Origin of the sequence: Paenibacillus sp. FSL R7-0652 (assembly GCF_038595045.1) — a bacterium.
GTDB lineage: Bacteria > Bacillota > Bacilli > Paenibacillales > Paenibacillaceae > Paenibacillus.
Genome location: NZ_CP152001.1, coordinates 4446048 through 4465875 on the forward strand (window position 1 = coordinate 4446048; position 19828 = coordinate 4465875).

At 48.2% G+C, this 19828-nt stretch carries 18 protein-coding genes; 4 read left to right on the forward strand and 14 right to left on the reverse strand.

What is annotated here, in order from left to right; genetic code table 11:
* Positions 1 to 123: 123 nt before the first annotated feature.
* Positions 124 to 1848: an acetate--CoA ligase gene (gene acsA, locus MKY97_RS19535; RefSeq protein WP_342551957.1), complete on the reverse strand. Its 1725-nt coding sequence runs from the start codon at positions 1846 to 1848 to the stop codon at positions 124 to 126.
* A gap of 270 nt (positions 1849 to 2118) precedes the next feature.
* On the opposite strand from acsA, the gene MKY97_RS19540 reads away from it, so the two are divergent.
* Positions 2119 to 2751: a GNAT family N-acetyltransferase gene (locus MKY97_RS19540; protein ID WP_342551958.1), complete on the forward strand. Its 633-nt coding sequence runs from the start codon at positions 2119 to 2121 to the stop codon at positions 2749 to 2751.
* A gap of 143 nt (positions 2752 to 2894) precedes the next feature.
* Here MKY97_RS19540 and MKY97_RS19545 read toward each other — a convergent pair whose 3' ends face one another.
* The 4 genes from MKY97_RS19545 to MKY97_RS19560 form a co-directional block, all read right to left on the reverse strand.
* Positions 2895 to 3590, reverse strand: coding sequence for a 5'-methylthioadenosine/adenosylhomocysteine nucleosidase (locus MKY97_RS19545; RefSeq protein WP_342551959.1), 696 nt, complete (start codon positions 3588 to 3590; stop codon positions 2895 to 2897).
* Between the two features lie 160 nt (positions 3591 to 3750).
* A complete protein-coding gene (gene ccpA / locus MKY97_RS19550) occupies positions 3751 to 4758 on the reverse strand; it encodes a catabolite control protein A (RefSeq protein ID WP_090923671.1) in 1008 nt (335 codons plus the stop codon).
* 92 nt (positions 4759 to 4850) lie between these two features.
* Positions 4851 to 5198 (reverse strand): bacillithiol system redox-active protein YtxJ, encoded by a 348-nt coding sequence (gene ytxJ / locus MKY97_RS19555; RefSeq protein ID WP_342551960.1) that lies wholly within the window; start codon positions 5196 to 5198, stop codon positions 4851 to 4853.
* A 123-nt stretch (positions 5199 to 5321) separates the two neighbouring features.
* On the reverse strand, positions 5322 to 5735 hold the full coding sequence (locus MKY97_RS19560; RefSeq protein ID WP_342551961.1) for a hypothetical protein: 414 nt from the start codon (positions 5733 to 5735) through the stop codon (positions 5322 to 5324).
* Between the two features lie 276 nt (positions 5736 to 6011).
* Here MKY97_RS19560 and MKY97_RS19565 point away from each other — a divergent pair, with 276 nt between their 5' ends.
* Positions 6012 to 6545: a type 1 glutamine amidotransferase domain-containing protein gene (locus MKY97_RS19565; RefSeq protein ID WP_342551962.1), complete on the forward strand. Its 534-nt coding sequence runs from the start codon at positions 6012 to 6014 to the stop codon at positions 6543 to 6545.
* A gap of 162 nt (positions 6546 to 6707) precedes the next feature.
* On the opposite strand, the gene ptsP is transcribed toward MKY97_RS19565, so the two are convergent.
* The 5 genes from ptsP to aroA all read right to left on the reverse strand — a co-directional run bounded on the left by ptsP (position 6708) and on the right by aroA (position 13645).
* Positions 6708 to 8468: a phosphoenolpyruvate--protein phosphotransferase gene (ptsP, locus tag MKY97_RS19570; RefSeq protein ID WP_342551963.1), complete on the reverse strand. Its 1761-nt coding sequence runs from the start codon at positions 8466 to 8468 to the stop codon at positions 6708 to 6710.
* Complete coding sequence (locus tag MKY97_RS19575; RefSeq protein ID WP_342551964.1) at positions 8465 to 10345, reverse strand: glucose PTS transporter subunit IIA; 1881 nt, start codon at positions 10343 to 10345, stop codon at positions 8465 to 8467. Before MKY97_RS19575 ends, ptsP begins: the two co-directional genes overlap by 4 nt.
* Positions 10346 to 10450: 105 nt before the next feature.
* Positions 10451 to 11731 (reverse strand): hypothetical protein, encoded by a 1281-nt coding sequence (locus MKY97_RS19580; RefSeq protein WP_342551965.1) that lies wholly within the window; start codon positions 11729 to 11731, stop codon positions 10451 to 10453.
* 147 nt (positions 11732 to 11878) lie between these two features.
* Complete coding sequence (locus tag MKY97_RS19585) at positions 11879 to 12313, reverse strand: CoA-binding protein (RefSeq protein ID WP_342551966.1); 435 nt, start codon at positions 12311 to 12313, stop codon at positions 11879 to 11881.
* 36 nt (positions 12314 to 12349) lie between these two features.
* Positions 12350 to 13645: a 3-phosphoshikimate 1-carboxyvinyltransferase gene (gene aroA, locus MKY97_RS19590; protein WP_342551967.1), complete on the reverse strand. Its 1296-nt coding sequence runs from the start codon at positions 13643 to 13645 to the stop codon at positions 12350 to 12352.
* 118 nt (positions 13646 to 13763) lie between these two features.
* On the opposite strand from aroA, the gene MKY97_RS19595 reads away from it, so the two are divergent.
* Positions 13764 to 14069, forward strand: a complete 306-nt coding sequence (locus tag MKY97_RS19595) for a rhodanese-like domain-containing protein (RefSeq protein ID WP_342551968.1) — start codon at positions 13764 to 13766, stop codon at positions 14067 to 14069.
* A gap of 154 nt (positions 14070 to 14223) precedes the next feature.
* On the opposite strand, the gene MKY97_RS19600 is transcribed toward MKY97_RS19595, so the two are convergent.
* Positions 14224 to 14733: a shikimate kinase gene (locus MKY97_RS19600; protein WP_342551969.1), complete on the reverse strand. Its 510-nt coding sequence runs from the start codon at positions 14731 to 14733 to the stop codon at positions 14224 to 14226.
* Between the two features lie 221 nt (positions 14734 to 14954).
* Entirely contained in the window at positions 14955 to 16364 is a 1410-nt protein-coding gene (gndA, locus tag MKY97_RS19605; protein WP_342551970.1) for an NADP-dependent phosphogluconate dehydrogenase, read from the reverse strand.
* 208 nt (positions 16365 to 16572) lie between these two features.
* Here gndA and MKY97_RS19610 point away from each other — a divergent pair, with 208 nt between their 5' ends.
* Complete coding sequence (locus MKY97_RS19610; RefSeq protein WP_342551971.1) at positions 16573 to 17178, forward strand: suppressor of fused domain protein; 606 nt, start codon at positions 16573 to 16575, stop codon at positions 17176 to 17178.
* A gap of 136 nt (positions 17179 to 17314) precedes the next feature.
* Here the strand turns inward: MKY97_RS19610 and MKY97_RS19615 are convergent, their stop codons facing one another.
* Both MKY97_RS19615 and MKY97_RS19620 read right to left on the reverse strand, forming a co-directional pair.
* The gene (locus MKY97_RS19615; RefSeq protein ID WP_342551972.1) at positions 17315 to 17914 is read right to left on the reverse strand and encodes a hypothetical protein; all 600 of its coding nucleotides are present in this window, start codon (positions 17912 to 17914) and stop codon (positions 17315 to 17317) included.
* Between the two features lie 434 nt (positions 17915 to 18348).
* Entirely contained in the window at positions 18349 to 19659 is a 1311-nt protein-coding gene (locus tag MKY97_RS19620; RefSeq protein ID WP_342551973.1) for an MFS transporter, read from the reverse strand.
* Between the last annotated feature and the right edge of the window lie 169 nt (positions 19660 to 19828).

A 19828-nucleotide genomic window follows, 5' to 3' on the forward strand; every position in this document is an offset into this window, starting at 1 on the left:
AAAAGCCGCATGTTCAGTGATTACACTGGCATGCGGCTTTTCTTGTGTTTTGGTGTGTGTATATCCGGTGGCTGGTCTTTAAAATGAATCTTGGAATTCCCCAATCAGTACTATCTTGCTTGATTAGTCCTCAATTGTAGACAAGTCACCCGTCGGCAGATCAAGCTCCCATGCCTTCAATACACGGCGCATGATCTTGCCTGAACGTGTCTTTGGCAGCTTCTCCTTAAATTCAATCTCACGCGGTGCCGCGTGAGCCGACAAGCCTTCTTTTACAAATCGATAGATCTCTTCCTTCAATTCAGGTGTGGCCTCATACCCCTCACGGAGTGCGACAAACGCCTTAATGATCTCGCCACGTGTTACATCCGGTTTGCCGATGACACCAGCCTCAGCAACCGCTGGATGCTCTACCAGTTTGCTCTCCACTTCAAACGGACCAATCCGCTCGCCAGAGGAGTTAATGACATCATCAATGCGTCCCTGGAACCAGAAGTATCCGTCCTCATCCATGTACGCCGAATCCCCGGATACATACCAGCCTGTAAGTCTGAAATATTCTTCATATTTGGCTGGATTGTTCCAGATCTTGGCCATCATTGATGGCCAAGGTGTACGAATGGCCAGATTGCCCATGCTGTATGGCGGCAGCTCCTGTCCACGATCATCGATAATTGCCGCTTCGATCCCCGGCAGGGGGCGCCCCATCGAACCCGGCTTAATCGGCATGCCTGGGTAGTTGCAGATCAATTGTGCTCCCGTCTCGGTCATCCACCACGTATCATGAATTCGCTGCCCGTACGCCTTCCAACCCCAACGTACGACCTCCGGATTCAGCGGTTCCCCTACCGACATGACATGGCGCAAACTGCTCAAATCATGCTGGGCAATCGTCTCGTCTCCTGCCCCCATCAGCATACGGAATGCCGTGGGAGCACTGTACCATACACTTACCTTGTTTTTCTCAATGGTACTGTACCAATCCTGTGGACTGAAACGCCCCCCACGGATCACATTCGTTACGCCGTTCAACCAAGGAGCGAAAATACCATAGGAGGTACCTGTTACCCAGCCTGGATCGGCGGTGCACCAGTACACATCGTTTTCGCGCAGGTCTAGTACAACCTTACCTGTATAATAATGCTGAATCATCGCGTTCTGAACGTGATATACTCCCTTTGGTTTCCCAGTAGAACCTGAAGTGTAATGAATCAGCAATCCGTCTTCACGCGTCAGCCATTCTACCTCTATATCATCCGAAGCCGCAGCCATCTCCGCATCAAAATCAATCAGTCCTGCTTCTGTCTGTGGGCCGCCACCAACGACAAAGATATGTTTCAACTCAGGCAGTTCGGCACGTTTGATCCGTCCGAGCAGCTCCGGCGTGGTCACAAGTGCAGCAGCACCGCTGTCCTCCAGCCGATCCTTCACTGCCGTTTCCATGAAAGCCTCGAATAAAGGCCCCGCTACAGCGCCCACCTTCAAAATACCGAGCAGACTGAAATAGAGCTCCGGACTCCGCGGCATAAAAATGAAGACACGATCTCCTTTGGCTATGCCGTACTTACGCAGTACATTCCCGAAACGACTGGACTGCTCGCTCAGATCAGCGAAGGTATAAGCTTCCTCTCGGGAAGCATCGCTGTACAGCAGTGCCGTCTTCCCGCCTCTTCCTTCCAGAACATGGCGATCAATCGCCTCATGTGCCATATTCACTTTTCCGCTGGCGTGCCACGTAAAGTGCCTTTCTACCGTTTCCCAATCGAACCGGCTTCTGGCTTCCGTGTAATCGCCCAGATTCGATTCAGACACCACCGTTTGCAGCATCTCATTATGTGCTTGACTCATGCTTGCCAGCCTCCTTCAACTCGACATTCGATTCCCTTCAGGGTTCATTCGTATTGCCTTTGTGTTGACTGAACTTCCAGTTAGCGCTTACATTAGTAGAGAGAGAAATTCTCATCATGTACTGCCTTTACCAACCGATGCACGTAAAATGGCATTGAATTGTGAACAATTTTTGTCAACGCAATTATATCAAATTTAATCAAACATCGTCTATGGCTTTTCATTTTTTTGGTTTTTTGTTATAAGTAGGGGGAGAGAGGGGTATGAACCATGGAGCATATCAAGGAGCATCATATACGTTCCATTCTCAAGTCCGGCCGCCGAATTACCGTTGAGGGTCCTGTGCCTGCAGAACAGATTACGAGCATGGCTTTCCATTCAGATCTGGATGCCTTTCGGCGCCCGGCCGATCAGCAGGAAGCCCTTGCCGAGATTGCCGGATTACCAGAGGGGCGAATTATCATTGCACATGAAAATGAAATAATCATCGGATATGTTACTTTTCATTATGCTGATGAATGCGAACGCTGGTCTGAAGGCAATATGACGGACCTTATTGAGCTTGGAGCCATTGAAGTCGCAGATGACTATCGCTCCCTCGGGGTTGGACGTGAAATGCTGCTTACGGCCATGGAAGACAAATATATGGAAAACTATATTATTTTCACGACAGAATATTACTGGCACTGGGACCTGAAGGGAAGCGGACTGACGGTATGGGATTACCGAAAAATGATGGAGCGGCTGATGCAAAACATTGATATGACCTGGTATGCTACAGATGATCCCGAGATCTGCTCTCACCCTGCAAACTGCCTAATGGTTCGCATTGGAAGTAAGGTTCCTATGACCTCGGAAGAACAGTTTGACCGCGTGCGCTTCCGCCATCGATTTATGTATTAAAAGAATGATGTGGAACGAATACATACAAAAACCGTCCTGCAGACCGTTCTCCAGCGTAATGGAAAGCGATCTGTAAGGCGGTTTGTTTGTGTTTTGGCCTATGAGGCTTATATGGCCTTACAGCTTTGTCTAGGTGTCGAAGATCACATATGTTCGAGCATATGCGCAACAATGCGGTGGGAACGCTGAGAGGACTGTACTGTAAACTCGGCAAAGTTTACATGTGCGGAACCATCAGCTTTGTCAGACATGCTGCGCAGCACAACGAAAGGTACACGGTTCATATAACATACCTGAGCAACGGCTGCCCCCTCCATCTCGGCACAAGCTCCATCCATCTCTGTAAAGAGCATATTTACGGTCTCTTTGCTGGCAATAAACTGATCTCCTGACAGCACCTTGCCTATCCGGTAATGCGCTCCCTGGGCTTTACACGCCTCTTCGGCCAGCTTAATTAGCGAAGGCTCAGCCGGAAATGCCGAGGTCTCCTGATACGGAATCACTCCACGTGCGAATCCCAGCGGCGTGACGTCCATGTCATGCTGCACGCATACCGAAGAAATCACCATATCCCCAATGTTCAGCTCTGGATGAACGGCTCCGGCAACACCTGTGAAGATGACATGATCCACTTGAAAGCGATCAATCAGAATCTGGGTAGTTACCGCCGCATTTACTTTCCCTACGCCTGACTTGCATACAACGATCTGCTTGCCAAGCCATTCACCAGCAGCATAGGTAATGCCGGTCTGTTTCACCGTCTCCTGCTGCTTCATGCCCTGGAGCAAAAGCTCTACTTCTTCATCCATAGCGCCTATAATACCTATCGTTTCACGCATTGCTGTATCCTCCCTGTTTCCGATCCTCTTGATATGAGAACAAGTCATATCCTGCCCAAAAGCAGTTTTCAGCACAAAAGCTCCGTTTCCGGAGCTTCTGCACAACTAAACGTTATGTAGAGAGAATTCCTTCTCCCTTTCTACTGCTTAATGCCGCAGCTTAACCGGCGTGACTTACAGACAGACGAAGAATCGTTTCATGAGGCAGAATCACTCTCGGATTCTCCACATTTTCTTTCTTCATCAATTTGGTCAGCAAACGCATCGCAACCGCGCCAAGATCGTACATTGGCTGAGCAACCGTCGTTAACTGCGGACGTACCATGGAAGCCATACGGATGTTATCCACACTAATGATAGAGAAATCATCCGGTACTTTCAGGCCGTCATCCTGAATGCTGTGAATCGCACCAATTGCCATTTCATCCGTTGCAGCAAAGATAGCCGTCGGCTTTTTCTTCAATCCAAGGAAATATTTCATAGCTTCTACACCAGACTCATAACGGTAGTTACCGATGCGTACCAGATCCTCCTGGTACTCGATCCCCGCTGCTTCCAGAGCCTTCTTGTAACCTTGGAAACGGGCAAAACCGTTAGCTGGGTCCTGCAGCGTACCACTAATCATTGCAATTTCCTTGTGACCGTGACGGATCAGCGTATTGACTGCATCAAATGCGGCCGCTTCATGATCAATATCAACGGAAGGGAACGTGCCTTTCTCATCACTCGTAGCACACAATACGATTGGCACTGCTGCAGACTGGAACGCCTGAATATGTTCATCCGTTACGGTTCCGCCCATGAAGAGCAATCCGTCGACTTGTTTCTCGAGCAGTGTGTTGATTACGCGAATTTCTTTTTCCTTCTTCTTGTCGGCATTACACAAAATAATATTGTAATGATACATATTCGCGATATCTTCGATTCCGCGGGCAATCTCCGCAAAGGTCGAGTTCGAAATGTCCGGTATAACGACTCCGACCGTCGTTGTTTTTTTGCTCGCCAGACCCCGGGCTACCGCATTAGGACGATATCCGAGCCGTTCAATTGCTTCGTATACTTTTTTCCGCGTCTGCGGTTTGACATTAGGGTTGTTATTGACTACCCGTGATACCGTTGCCATAGACACTCCGGCTTCACGTGCCACATCATAAATGGTTACCGTCACAGTACTTCGCTCCATTACCAGTAAATTTTCATTCCATTTTCATTAAGATTTATATTACGACAAATTATAGCATTAATCAATTAAAATAGGCTCTAAGCCTCACTTAAAGTGTCAGCAAGCCTCCTGCTGGTAATCTCCGAATGAGAAGTATGCCATACCGGTGTGCCATTTTTGATTAATATGACTTGGGGAGATTCATGCTTAACACCCAGCCTCTCGGCGGCTTCGTTAGATACCGGGCGATCTTCCACCACATAGATAATACCGTATTTCACGCTTTCATTAGGAGAGTTATGCAGATAATCATTCATCTCCTGATAAGCATGCGCACTGATTGGACAGCGGGTGCTGTGCTTGAATAGAAGTAAGGGTTGATCCTCCGTCGCCTGCACTGCGGAGTTTAGCTGTTCAATACTTGTCATTTTAGTCATGTCAGCCATTCGTTATACATCCCCCTTTAATCAGCCATAACGCCGTGTTGAGCGTTTTCACTCTTCGATATCTTAACAAAAAGTGAGCGAAAAATCCAATTTTCATGAAAACAAGCATTTCGCACGTCAAAACTAGACGGCATTTGAGAAATGCGCATGCCATACAAAACCGGATAACTGGCCAAGTCTGCGCTCCGTATCTTCAGCCCACGCCTTGTCACCTGTTTTGTGTGCACAGCCCATAATGTCCAGCAGCAGATTAATCCGCTCTTCCACGGCCTCTTTCATTCGATACTCCATCTCCTGATCCGATGCATCCGGCCAGGCAAGCAGCTGCTCATGAAACAAATCGGCCAGCTCATTCTGCTCTCCAAAAGAAACGTCCTGCTTCACAGGCTGATCTCCAAGTTTGCTGATACATTCCGTCAAATCCGTTTTGACCGGCTGCAGCACTTCGTAGGATATACAGTCCGCACACGCAAAGACGGGTACGTTTCGTATTTCTACTTTTTTGGCGTAAACCACCGTTCTTAATTCCAATTCCATTACATGTCCACATCTGCACGACTTGCGCACAACCATCACCTCATTCGATCTCTTCTCTATGTATGTACCATTCGACCTATTTCGGCTTAAATCCTGCTGTAAACTAAAGGTTGCACAAATTACCACTGTCCCCAGATCAAGGCTGTCGAATGCTGGTTACGATTGGTTTGAAAACGTTCCATTCAGTTGGCAAATGCGCTTGTATGAAGCAGCACAGCGAATCTGTTACAATATAAGACACAAGATGACAAATCACTGCAGGAGGAGATCTGAATTATGAGATTAACTGGGCAAAAAATCATTGCATTGGTCGATGAAGAATTTGAGGATCTGGAGCTGTGGTATCCGGTACACCGTGTTCGTGAAGAGGGTGCCGAAGTGCATCTTGCCGGTGAGCAAAAAGGTAAAACCTACATCGGCAAATATGGTGTTCCCGCTGCAGCCGAATACAGTTTTGAAGAGCTGAACAGCTCCGACTATGATGGAATCCTGGTCCCTGGCGGCTGGGCTCCTGACAAATTACGGCGTTACCCCAAGGTACTCGAACTGGTCAAAGAAATGCATGCCGACCGCAAACCGATCGGACAAATCTGCCATGCAGGGTGGGTGCTCATCTCTGCCAAAATCCTGGACGGGGTTACCGTAACTTCTACGCCTGGTATTCGGGATGACATGGAAAATGCAGGCGCAGTATGGAAAGATGAACCTGTCGTTGTTGACGGACATATCATCTCCGCTCGTCGTCCACCGGACCTTCCCCCTTACGGCAAAGCATTCTGTGATGCACTTGCTGTGAGAGCTTCCAAATAAAAACTGCACGCCATGAATACAAAGATCGAAAACTCAAGATCAATAAAAAGAACCGCCATGCAATCCAATGCATGGCGGTTTTTGATATCTTTTGTAAAAAGTGGTACAAAAGTGAATATATTAATTTAAAGGGATTATACGTCTGTTAAAACTTCATATCATTCAAGATGCATTGGAGCCGCTGTGATCGTCAGGACTACCGCTTGCATCGTTGAATATTTGCAAACGCTCCTCGATATCGCTGCTCGTTCTCAGAGCAAAGCATTTACGTGCCTCCTCTTTAGCTTCCGCAGCAGTTGTATTCAAGACCCGATGCTTCACACGCAGCAGTGATTGGGGCGACATGCTTAGGTGACGAATTCCCAGTTCAAGCCATAATGGGATGGAACGCTCGTCCCCCGCCATCTCGCCACAGACACTGACGTCAATGCCTGCCGTATGTGCAGCGTCTACAGTCGTCCGCAGCATCCGCAGCACCGCCGGATGATACGGATGATACATATGGGCAATCTGTTCATTCATACGGTCTACAGCCAGTACATATTGGACCAGATCATTCGTCCCGATACTGAAAAAGTCAGCTTCTTCCGCAAGCAGGTCTGCAATCATAACAGCTGCAGGAACCTCAATCATGATGCCTACCTGAATATTGCGATCATAGGCCAAGCCGCGCTCATCGAGATCAGCCATCGCTTCCCGAAGGACCTCATTAGCCTGCTGAAGCTCTTCGACCGATGAAATCATCGGATACATAATTTTCACATTACCTGCCGCGCTTGCGCGCAGGATGGCAGTCAGCTGTGTTTTGAACAGATCTTTGCGGTCTAGACTGATTCGAATGGCACGATACCCCAGAAACGGATTGTCTTCCTCAGGCAATTCGAAATAATCAAGCTGTTTGTCGCCCCCAATATCAAGAGTACGAATGACAACGGACTGCCCTGCTGTTTTCTCTGCCACCAGCCGGTATACCTCATACTGCTCCTGTTCTCCGGGGAATGCAGCACGGTCCATATAGAGGAATTCGGTTCGGAACAAGCCTACTCCTTTGGCTCCGTGCTTCAACGCCAAATCCAGTTCCTTCACGGAACTGATGTTGGAAGCGAGCTGCAGCACTGCCCCATCTTTGGTCACTGCATCCACGGTGGCAAGGACCTGCAGCTGTTCTTTTTTCTTCAGCTCCTTACTGCGCAGCATAGTGTATCGTTCAATGGTTTTGCGGTCCGGCTCCGTAAATACCAGACCGTTATCGCCATCCACTACCAGCATGTCTCCCGTCTCTACCGGCATGCCAAGACTCGCTTCAAGTCCAGAAACGAGAGGAATGCCGAGTGCACGCGCCATAATAGCCGAGTGAGACGTCTTACCGCCAATCAGGGTTACAATCCCCAGAACATAGCTTGGATTGAGATGGGCCAGCTGCGATGGCGAAAGTTCTTTGGCAACGAGAATATAAGGCTGCGTATCTGAAGGCAGCGTAATCTCCGGGGCACCCAGCAGATGTTTAAGCAGGCGGTTGCCGACATCCTTGATATCGATCGCCCGTTCCTTCATATATTCGTCCTCCAGCAGGTCAAACATGGTGACAAAATGGTCTATCGCTTCTTTTACCGCAACCTCTGCCGCTTTGTACTGACGTTCGATAATACCGCGAATTTCGTTCATGAAAACCGGATCTTCGAGGATGGCCAGATGAGCATCAAAGATGCTGGATTCCTCTGGACCCACAACTTCCTTGAACTCGTTTTTGATATATTCAATCTCATCCTTCGATGTCCGTATCCCCTCGTACAGCCGTTCGAATTCCTGGGCGAGATCCACCGAATCCATCTTCTGATCGGGCAGGTCCCATTCCCAGCTGGGCAGGACAAATGCTTTGCCGATGGCGATGCCTGCAGCTCCATTGATGCCTTGTATCTTCATTCTACCCCTCCAACGTTCCTGTCATAGAGCACCACGGACATGACGGATGCCTGACCTTTCTTCACTTGCTTGAATGGAGCAAAACTCCATGATTTCACACGATCCGGGTTCGTAATAACCATTGGAGTCGTGAGTGATGCCGCCTGTTCACGCAGTACAGCCAGATCAAATTTGATGAGCAGTTGTCCAGGTTCTACCGTGTCCCCTTCCTGCACAAATGCTTCAAAATGTCCCTTCAGCTGTGAAGTGTCGATCCCGATATGCAGCAGGACCTCCAGCCCCTCCCGTGTGGAAATACCCAGGGCGTGCATGGTTGGATACAGATGCATAATCGTTCCAAAGACAGGCGACACCAGTTCTCCCCGCTCCGGTACAAAAGCAACGCCGTCTCCAACCAGTTTGGCCGCAAAAATCTGATCCGGCACCTCTTCAATCGGCAGCATCTTACCCTGCACGGGTGCGGCAAACAGCACTTGCTGCAGATCACGTTCAAGCAGTTTCGCAATTTCTTCCCGAATGAGCTCGGAATAAGTACCGAATACCACCTGTACGTTTCCGCCGCCAAGTTTGATCAACCCGGCTGATCCCAGGTTTTTCATTGCGCCTGTATCAATCAGCCGATCATCGTGAACCGTCAGGCGCAGGCGTGTAATACATGCCTCAACCTGCACAATGTTGCTTTTCCCGCCCAATGCTTCCAACACCAATGGAGCCTGGTACGGGATATTGCCAACCCAATCTTCCAGCATCGATCCTTCTTCCCGTCCCGGTGTTGGTATCTTGAACGTGCGAATCGCCCAGCGGAACAGGAAATAATAGACCAGCCCATATAGTATGCCAATCGGAATCAGCTTCCAAGCATTCTCAGACAGATGAAAATTGAGTATGTAATCTATGACGCCAGCCGAGTAGGAAAAGCCGTGCCTTATATCCAGCCAGTAACTGAGCCACATGGCCACCCCGGACATCACTGCATGTACAATAAACAGATATGGCGCCGCGAAGAGAAAAGCAAACTCAATCTGCTCGGACACGCCAGTTAAGAAGCAGACAAGCGCAGAGGTCAGGAACGTTTTCCTGATCTTTGGTTTCAGGTCTTCCCTGGCCTCCTGAATAATCGCAAAGGCAATGGCAGGGATAGCAAACATCATAATGGGGAACAGTCCAGCCATAAAAAATCCGGCAGTCGGATCGCCTGCAAAAAATCGCGGCAAATCACCCTGCACGATGCTGCCGCCAGGCGTTTCGTAGGTTCCCAACTGGAACCAGAAAACATTATTGAGCAGATGGTGAAGTCCGAAGGCAACCAGTACCCGGTATAACACGCCATAGATAAACAACCCGAAACCGCCTAGGCTGTATTCCCATGTCGCAATCGCGTTCAGTCCCAGCTGCAGCATGGGAGCTATCCATAACATAAAACAGGAAAAAAGGGCAGAACAGAGCCCGACAATTAACAAAACAAACCTTGAGCCCCCGAAAAACTGAAGGATTTCAGGCAGTTTAATGCTTTTAAACCGATTATGCGTTAAACCGGCTAATGCACCGAGTATAATTCCAATCAGTGAAGCAGGCTGCACCGTACCATCTCCGAAATTCCGGGTAACCTGATCATAGATGACAATACCAGCCAGTGCTGCAAGTCCTGCTTGCCCGGCCTGGTTGGAGAGTCCGAGCGCCACGCCGACTGCGAACAAATACGGCAAAAAATAAAAAATACCGTGTCCGGCCACGGTAGACACTTCACCAACGATATCCAATCCCCAAGCGTTCCAGGGCAGACTGCCCACACTGAGCAAAATAGCTGCAGCGGGAAGGACCATTGTAGGCAGCATAACTGCTCTTCCGAGCTGCTGCAAGGATCCGAGCCAATTCATGGCGACCTCTCCTTTCTATCCTAGATGGTAAGCTTTACACCGCGTTTTGTAAAGTAAAAAAGGGGAAGAAAATCCCCTTTCCACTTTGAATACAAGGTTACATTTTTATCGGATAGCCAGCAGTTTAGTTCCAGTTACATATATTGTTCCATCCCTTGAAATTAGCCACTGGTCGCCTAAATTATGATTAATATTTATTTTCCAATTGATTTTGGATGTGGCTAGTTTCATGGAAACCAGAACGTTTATATTTTTAGCATAGTTTTTGTAATGATAGATTAGATTGCCGTTACGATCAATAATGGGTTCACTGGTAAAATAGGTTTGATTCTCTTTGTTAAAACTGGTTACTTTCTTGCTCAGGGCATGATAAATATTTGTTCCAAATATGACGTCACCTTGCTTGCTGATTGAAGGGGCAAGTGAGTTACTTGTACTTTGGAAACCTCCCTTAACGGTTTTCTTCAGCTTACCCTGAGCATCAAAAATATGAAGGTCATCGTTTCCCACCACATAAATCTGATGATTATCATAAATCGGACTCTGAAGATTCTCCCCTGTATACCGGGTACCTGATATTTTTTTACCCTCTAGGTTGTATTGAATCAATTCACCTGATTTCACTCTGCCTTTCTCTCTGATACTGCTTAAGGAGGACAAGGTCAAAAAAATCCGATCCTTAACAAAGATTGGGTCAGAGACAACAAAAAAAGGACTTAAATTGATCTCTGTTCCAAGAAGACTGTTAAACTTCTCACTGCCGTCCATATTAACGCCGATCAATCTTTTCTCTTCTTTAATATCTTCTCCCTGACTTATAGGCTTATTGTTATGTATAACTTGTACATAAGAAGCCGTAAAAATAATAACTCCATCCTTACTAACATCCACGTTATAATTAGCTGTGTAATCCTTGTATCTTTTCTCCCAGATCTGTTCTCCGTTTAATGTGTAGTTCGATATACTCGTCGTTCCAAAATCCTCTGAACTCCTACCTCGTTCGGGAATATCATTACCAAGAATAACCAGAGAACTGTCATTGTACAAATACATGTCTGATATGCTATTAATATGTTCTAATCGTTTAGCCCACTTCACTTTGCCTTGTGGTGTGACGGCCGTCAATAACGGATGACCAAAATGATGTGAAATCACATAGAGCGTGCCTTTAGAATCCACAACCAAGTGTCGTACATAATTTTTAAAATCCAATCCCCATTTCACTTCTGGCTTCTTGGCAGGTGCAGCGAAAAGTGATTGACTTGTCCACACATCCGTTGCATGAATCGCTTCATTCGCTGCATAAACGGGGGCCTCTAGTCGTAAAGCTGCTGCACATACAACAACAAGCAGCAGCATGACTGCTTTTTTAAAACACCTTCTCATCTGTATTCCATCCTCCTTATATTTTCAACCTCATTTTACTACGCTGAACATGAAAAATCCCGTGATTTTGAAAAGTCACGGGATGCTCATTAATCCTAAGTTGAATATGCGATGCCATAAACAAATTCATGACGACAGCACGGCCTTTTAGCCGCGCCCAGCGCCGCGTAGAACGATGGAATCTTCTACTTTGATACAGCGATTGGTTACCGCCGTCATACCGTTCTCAGCGGCAATCTGAACAGCCTCATCGTTGTGAATGCCCAGCTGGAGCCATAGCACATTCGCCTTGATCGCTGCAGCTTCACGAGCAACTTCGGCACAGAACTCTTCACGCCGAAACACATTAACAATGTCAACCGGCTCCGGGATATCTGCGAGTGAGGCATACACCTTCTCGCCAAGAATCTCCCCCTGTGCCTGCGGATTAACAGGGATAATGCGGTAGCCCCTGCTCTGCATCGCCTCAGCAACCATATACGAGGTACGATCTGATTTGTCTGATAAGCCAACAACAGCAATGCTGCCTGCATTGCGCAAAATGTGTCCAATTTCTTCGCGAGTAGGGTTGTTAAATTCCATGTTCAAGCACCATCCTTTTCTGCTTAACGTGTTAATTTACTCTTTTACCCACTGAACCGAGGCGCCAAGCGCCTGCAAATGATCAAAATATTGCGGATATGACTTCGCTACATGGTGTGCATCCCGGATACGAAGCGGTTGTTTGGCACGCAGACCCACGACAGTAAGCGCCATAATGACACGATGGTCATAGTGAGCATTAATCTCAACGCCGCCCTCAACACCTTCCGGACGCCCGTGTACGATAATCTCGGCCTGACGTTCCTCGACGTTCGCTCCTGCCTTCCGCAGTTCATTCAAATAATCCGTTATCCGGTCACATTCCTTGTAGCGCAGGTTCTCTACATTATAAAACCGTGACGTGCCTTCCGCAAATACAGCCGCTGCTACCATGGCCAATACAGCGTCAGTAGCCGCATCTCCGTCGAATTCAACTGCCTTTAATCTGCCGTTTCCCCGGACGTGAACAACATCATTCTCATGAGTGAGCGGCACTTCCATCATACGAAGTACGTCAACGATGGCACGCTCCCCCTGTTTGCTCTGCTCCATCAATCGGAGAATTTTCACATCAGACTGTGTGACCGCTGCGGCAGCAAGTACAGCAGCCGAACCTGGGTAATCCCCTTGAACGGTGTACGTTGTGGGTTTGTAAGCTTGTCCGCCAGGTACACGGAATGACATGTAGTCGTCACTTGCGTGAATGACAATACCCGCTTGTTCAAGCACCTCAAGAGTCTGTCCGATGACTACTTTTGATTTCAGATCGTTGAGCACCTCGATTGTGCTGTCTTCAGCAAGCATAGGGGTCACAAACAGCAGTGCGCTCAAATATTGAGAGCTTACCGAGCCCGACACACGGATATGCCCGCCTTTGGCTTGGCCGCCCTTAATCGTGATCGGCAGGCGCCCCTGCTGATGCTCTACCTGTACGCCCATTTGGCCAAGTGCATCAATCAGATCGTCATGCGGTCGTTTACCGAGAGAATCGGGGTACGTATTCACGAACGTAACATCCGGGCAAAGCGCAGTAACGCCCATCAGGAATCGAAGTACGGCGCCAGCATTGCCAACGTTTAATTCGCGCACATCCCGAGGACGGCTGCCAAAACCTTGGATTACAATTTTGCTGTCATCCTCCTCCAGCACAGCGCCCAGATCACGAATGCATCTGCGCATCGCATCACTGTCCTCACTGTGAGCCGGAAAATGAATGGTACTGGTTCCCTCCGCCAGCGCAGCAGCAAGCAGGTAACGAGTCGTATAGTTTTTGGAAGACAAAGCTCCAATTTCTCCGCTCAGATTAGGGGTAGGGTTAACAATAACGTCCATGAATGATACTCTCCTTCGTTGATCGTATTAGTGAGGTTGTTAAGGCCAAATTGACATCCCCTGTATCGCTTGGGTATCATTATAGGCGTTAAGTCCATATAGAAAAGAGGACCTGAATATGACACAAATAGCTGAAATTCAAACATCCGAGCTTCGCCGCCGTTTACAGGCAGGGGAGAAGCTGCAGATGATAGACGTCCGCGAAGACGAAGAAGTCGCGCAGGGCATGATCGATGGTGCCAAACACATTCCGCTGGGACAGATTCCAGATCGTTTATCCGAGATTGACAAATCAGGCGAAATCATTCTGATTTGCCGCAGCGGTTACCGCAGTGAACGAGCTTGTGAATATCTGCAGCAGCTTGGATACGACGGCTGTACGAATATGGTCGGCGGTATGCTGCAGTGGCAGCAGGAAAACTGAAAACAGGGTTAATGTAAAAGGCGGCGATCCTTTCAAAGCGTTACACTTTACATGATCACCCTAACACCCTTACATTTCAAAGCGGGCCATCTGGCCCGTTTTTGATATGTTTTCACTTCCTGCCTTCATCTATTTAACTTCGCTAATCACAAGCTTAGACGCGGTAATGCGCTAAAATTAAATGAGTCACTTCAGCCGCAGACAGCGCGGTTGTATCCACTGTGTAATGTGCAAACCGATATGCATCTTTGCGTTCTTCCATAATTGTCCGAATCCGTTCCTCCGCATTGCCTGCAAGCAGGGGTCGGTTATCACAGCCGCTCACCCGTTCCACAATAACCTCGGGATCTGCCGTTAGCGCAACAACCCAGCCATTCGCTGCCATCGCTTCACAATTCTCCATGCGAAGCACAACGCCGCCTCCAGTTGCAATGACCTGTGAATCATTCTCCAGCATCGAACACAGCATCCGGCTCTCCGCATCACGGAAATATGTCTCGCCTTTACTGGAAAATAATTCCGGAATCGTACAACCTTCCTCCTGTTCAACCGCGGCATCTACGTCAATTAACGTGTATCCCAGTTCGCGTGACAGCATGTCAGCGACGGTTGACTTCCCAGTCCCCATCATGCCGATGAGAATAATATTTTTAGACTTGCTCAAGGGTGTACACTCCTTTAATTCAAGCATTTCATGAGCACTTTTGTCCTATCATAACACAGCCCTGCGAACGGGGGAAGGCCATGTCTGCAGCGAGCTTTCCATCGAAGCATCTATCCTGCATATGCGGGCTCATTGGGCGGTTGTTATCTCAAAATGAAAGAGGGACTTGAAGTGCCGCATCCTCCCGGCACTGCCAAGTCCCTCTGTTCATTCGTAGAAGTTTACTCCATCCAGTTGTGGTGGAAGCTTCCTTCTTTGTCCACACGTTTGAACGTGTGTGCACCGAAGTAGTCACGCTGCGCCTGCAGCAGGTTTGCTGGCAAACGCTCTGTGCGGTAGCTGTCGTAGTAGGACAATGCGCTGGAGAAGCCAGGCACCGGAATGCCTTGTTTTACCGCAGCGGCCACCACTTCACGCCATGCATCCTGATAGGATTCCACAATGTTTTGGAAGTATGGATCAAGCAGCAGGTTTTTCAGAGCTGCGTCTTTGTCGTAAGCTTCCTTGATGTTTTGCAGGAACTGCGAACGGATGATACAGCCACCGCGGAAGATCATGGCGATGTTACCGTATTTCAGATCCCAGCCGTATTCGTCAGATGCAGCACGCATCTGTGCGAAACCCTGCGCATAAGATACGATTTTACTTGCGAACAGCGCTTTGCGCACGCTCTCGATAAATGCTTTTTTGTCACCGGAGAATGTTTCTGCTTTAGGTCCGTTCAGGATTTTGCTTGCAGCGATCCGCTCGTCTTTCATCGCAGACAAGAAACGGGAGAATACGGATTCCGTAATCATGGACAAAGGTACGCCGAGATCCAGCGCGCTTTGGCTTGTCCATTTGCCTGTTCCTTTTTGTCCAGCTGCATCCAGAATGACATCCACCATCGGTTTGCCTGTTTCCGGATCGTATTTGGAGAAGATATCCGCTGTAATTTCGATCAGATAGCTGTCAAGTTCTCCCTGGTTCCACTCTGTGAAGATTTCATGCAGCTCCTCTACCGATACGTTCAGTACCGATTTCAGCAAATGATACGCTTCTCCGATTAACTGCATGTCACCGTATTCAATGCCGTTATGTACCATTTTCACGTAGTGTCCGGCACCGTCTGGTCCGATATATGTACAGCATGGGTCGTCACCGACTTTGGCCGAAATCGCCGTGAGAATCGGTTCTACCAGTTTATAAGCACTTTCTTGTCCGCCAGGCATAATGGAAGGGCCTTTCAGTGCGCCTTCTTCGCCGCCGGATACGCCTGTACCGATAAAGCGAATGCCTTTGTCCTCCAGCTCTTTGCTGCGGCGAACCGTATCAGGGAAGTATGCATTTCCGCCGTCGATGATGATGTCGCCTTCATCCAGGTGAGGCAGAAGCTGCTCGATCGTTGCATCTGTGGCTTTACCTGCCTGCACCATGATCAGAATCTTGCGCGGGGATTCCAGGGAGGCTACGAATTCTTCAATGGAGAATGTACCTGTCAGGTTTCTGCCTTCGGCTTCTTTCAGCAGGTCATGTGTTTTCTCAGGCGAACGGTTAAATACCGATACTGAAAATCCTCTGCTTTCAATATTAAAGGCCAAATTTTTACCCATGACTGCCAGGCCGATTACGCCGATTTGTTGTTTTGTCATCTGGTCCTCCATCCTTTGCTCCAATTAATTTTATTGAAAAAAAATCTCAACAATACACTCATTTTAACGGTTTTATGTATGAAAGTGAACCCCGCATACCCTTCCTGCAGCGAGAAAACGCCTCGTTCTGCAAATGTGTTCATCGTATTTTCATAAAATACGTTATTATTAGGAAGAGGAGCAAATCATGATCAGGAGGGGCTTGCAAATGACCTATGAACAGCTTTCAAACGAAAAACGGTTATCACTGGATATCCGAAGAACATTTCTTCTCGGAACCTATATGAATGAATGGGGCATGCCTGAGAGCAGAATGGTACTTTCCAAAGCAGATCGAAACATTCATGTGGAAATTTACTTTTTTCCTGAAGCGATGCAGTCCGGTATCTCTCGCTTTGTTACTGTAGGCTTGTCTCAAGCCATCCGGCCTTCAGGGGAATCAGTCGCTGCAGAGTGGATGCTTGCGCTGCAATCGGATCTAGGCGGTGTAACGGCAGATCGGGTCAACAGCTACCTTGCAGATTTGATCACACATCATATCGAAAATGTACCGAATTCCGTCACCCCCCGTGTGATGAAATCAAGTGCATTAGCACCTGTAGAATGGAATGCAGATGCCCTCTTAATCGATGAATTGAGGGGAGAAAACGAAGCTCTTGAACAGATATACACGGGCCATGAGACGGTTCCCCTGTTGTGGGTCATTCCAATCACTGCACATGAAGCCGATCTCATTCTGGAACAAGGGATTGAAGAATTCGATGCTTATGTGGAGGGTTCCGACGATTCCATTATCGATCCTCGGCGTCCTTAGACGAACGGAAGGCTAAACGCTCTGACGATTGCAATGTTCAAACCACCCTTTCTCTACATATCAAAGGGCTGCCCCTAGCCGTTTAAGACTTTTGGGAACAGCCCTTTTGAATGATAAGGGTCAAACACCTTCTGCCTCACCCTTCCAGCATCAACAGATGACCGGACAATCGCCGCAGTGCTTCACGGCAGGTATCGGCTTTCTCTACATTATTCAATTGTATGGCATGATGCAGGCGTTCCAGTTCATCGTCCACTTCCATGCGCAGCAGCATAAGCCGCTCTTCTCCTTCGCGCGAGAGGAACATTTCCTCCATCTCTTCCGCCGTTGGCGCTGGTTCCTTTTGAAATATGACCCGCTGCTTGAATCCCGACACTTCCACCAGACGAATGACTTCACCAAATAAAATATTCTCCACCGTCATCTGCTGATCCTTGAATCTTTTTACCACAGCATGCCCGCGTGTATCGCCAATCAGCTTCTCCAGCCACTCCGCGAGCTTGGCGTCCTTGATCAGGTAATCTCCTGTCATTTTGTAATTCCCGCTGCGCGTCTGTTGAAAACGGAGCTTTACCAGCTTGCGTCCGGTGCGGACTGACAGGATAAAGAAGGATTCGTCCTCGCTCCAATATAGTGAATACCCCTCACGAATTAGGTCTTTAATTAGATTTTGGATATGCCGACGGTTGAACCGCAGCTCCAGATTGCAATATTCAACTTCATAACTTTTGTTCACGGCACTCCCTCCATCTGTACCGGATTTGCTCCGGCCTCATGTTTCAAGCGCTTTTGTTACATCGGCTTACCCTATTTTATACTTCATTTTATGTAAGGGTACTTGGTTATTTGACTATTTTTCACGGAATGCGAATCCAAATTGCAGCTTTCCGCAGGTGCACAGGGGCAGGCCCCTGGATATTCATCGGATTGTGGGAATTTCTTTTTCTGCTGTTCGTTCCACCTTTCAAACGCTGCTGCTGTATAAAATGTCATTTTCTCAAATGACAAACGTGTCGAAATTATGATCATTACTGTATGGCAATATAAATAAAATATGATTTGCACTAAATGACAGTTCACAGACATCCATGCAAACCAAAAAGGGAGGTCCTTAAGTCCATGATCAGATGATCCGGTTTAAGACCCTCCCTTATTCGATGTGAAGCACGCTTACCCTGTGGGGGCGGTACGGAACGGCTTTCGTGCCAAGACAAAGTGCACCACGAAAAGTCCTGCCATCACAACAGCGCTGGCAGCAAACGGCGCAGGATGACTGATATGGTCCCATAAAAGTCCTGATACGATGGGGCCAACAACCATACCTGATCCCTGCAGCGTTAGAAAAAAGCCCCAGATTGCCCCGCGTTCCCCTTCAGGAATCAGTGTCGCAACAAACGCGTTCCAGGCTGGAAGTATCATGGCATAACTGATACCGACAAGCATGACGATGCCAAAAACAACCGGAACGGATGTTAATGCCGAGAAGGCAAACAGACTCGCAGCCGCCATCAAAAATCCGATGTTCAAAAACGGTTTCGTACCAAATCGGTCCACCATTTTACCTACAGGAAGCAGTGCAATGACAGTAATACCTCCCCCTGCAATGAGCAGCAGGCTGTACAGGTTCGGTGAGATACCTAGATCTGTTCGAGTGTACAGCGTAATAACAGGACTAAGCAAGCCGATCACGAATGACTGCATGAAGAGCGCCGGATACACAAGCGGATTCACATTAAGCGTGCTTCGCACCCGGTGTAAGGTTCGCTTCACGCTCTGCTGCAGGCGTATAAAGGGGGTGAGCAGATTCGGTTTGGCTGGATACTTCTGTTTCGCGGACGTTCGACCTTCTGCAGCATCTCCCGCTTCTCCTGTCTGGCCTCCCTGAACAACGACACGTCCTGGCAGTATCATGGCGACAAGAATGACCAAAACAGCACAGCCCATCAGGATAAGAAAGATCGTACGGTAATCATGACCGGTACGTTCCAGCAGCCAATTCATACCGACAGGACCAAGCCCTGTTCCTCCCAAAGCCGCCATCTCCAGGGCACCCATCGCTGTACCATTTTTATTTTGCGGGCCTGACATTGCTGTGACTCCCGTCATCGCACAGGGCCACAGCGGTGATGTACCAATGCCAAGAATCAGACATGCCATGGACAGCCCGAGGGCACTTTTGAGAAAAAGAATCATAATAACGGCAATTAACGTACAGATCAGAGCCGTTACCATCGTAGCGCGAAAGCCGATGCGTTCTGCCGCCCAGCCTGAAGGTGCTCTGAACAGATTATCTCCCAGATACTGCAGGGCAAAAGCCACACCGATGACGCCTGCGGACAGCCCCAGAATATTATCCATATATACGGGGAGAACAGCGACCAGCAGCGCCCCTTTGATAATCTCCACCAGAAAAAGTGTCAGCCACATCGCAATAAAAAAAGGCGATCTCAGGATTTTGGCTGGTTTGATGTCGGTTTGCATTCTTTTTCCCCTTTCAAGGTTCATTTGCTCGTCCTCTACACTTAGTGTAACCGGGGGGATGACGACCAAATCTCACCAATTCAAAAAAATGTCGTTTCTACTGCTTGCATTCGGTTCTTATTTTGCTATACTCATCTTTGTTTACCATTTTACTTAGGAAGGGTTGTGA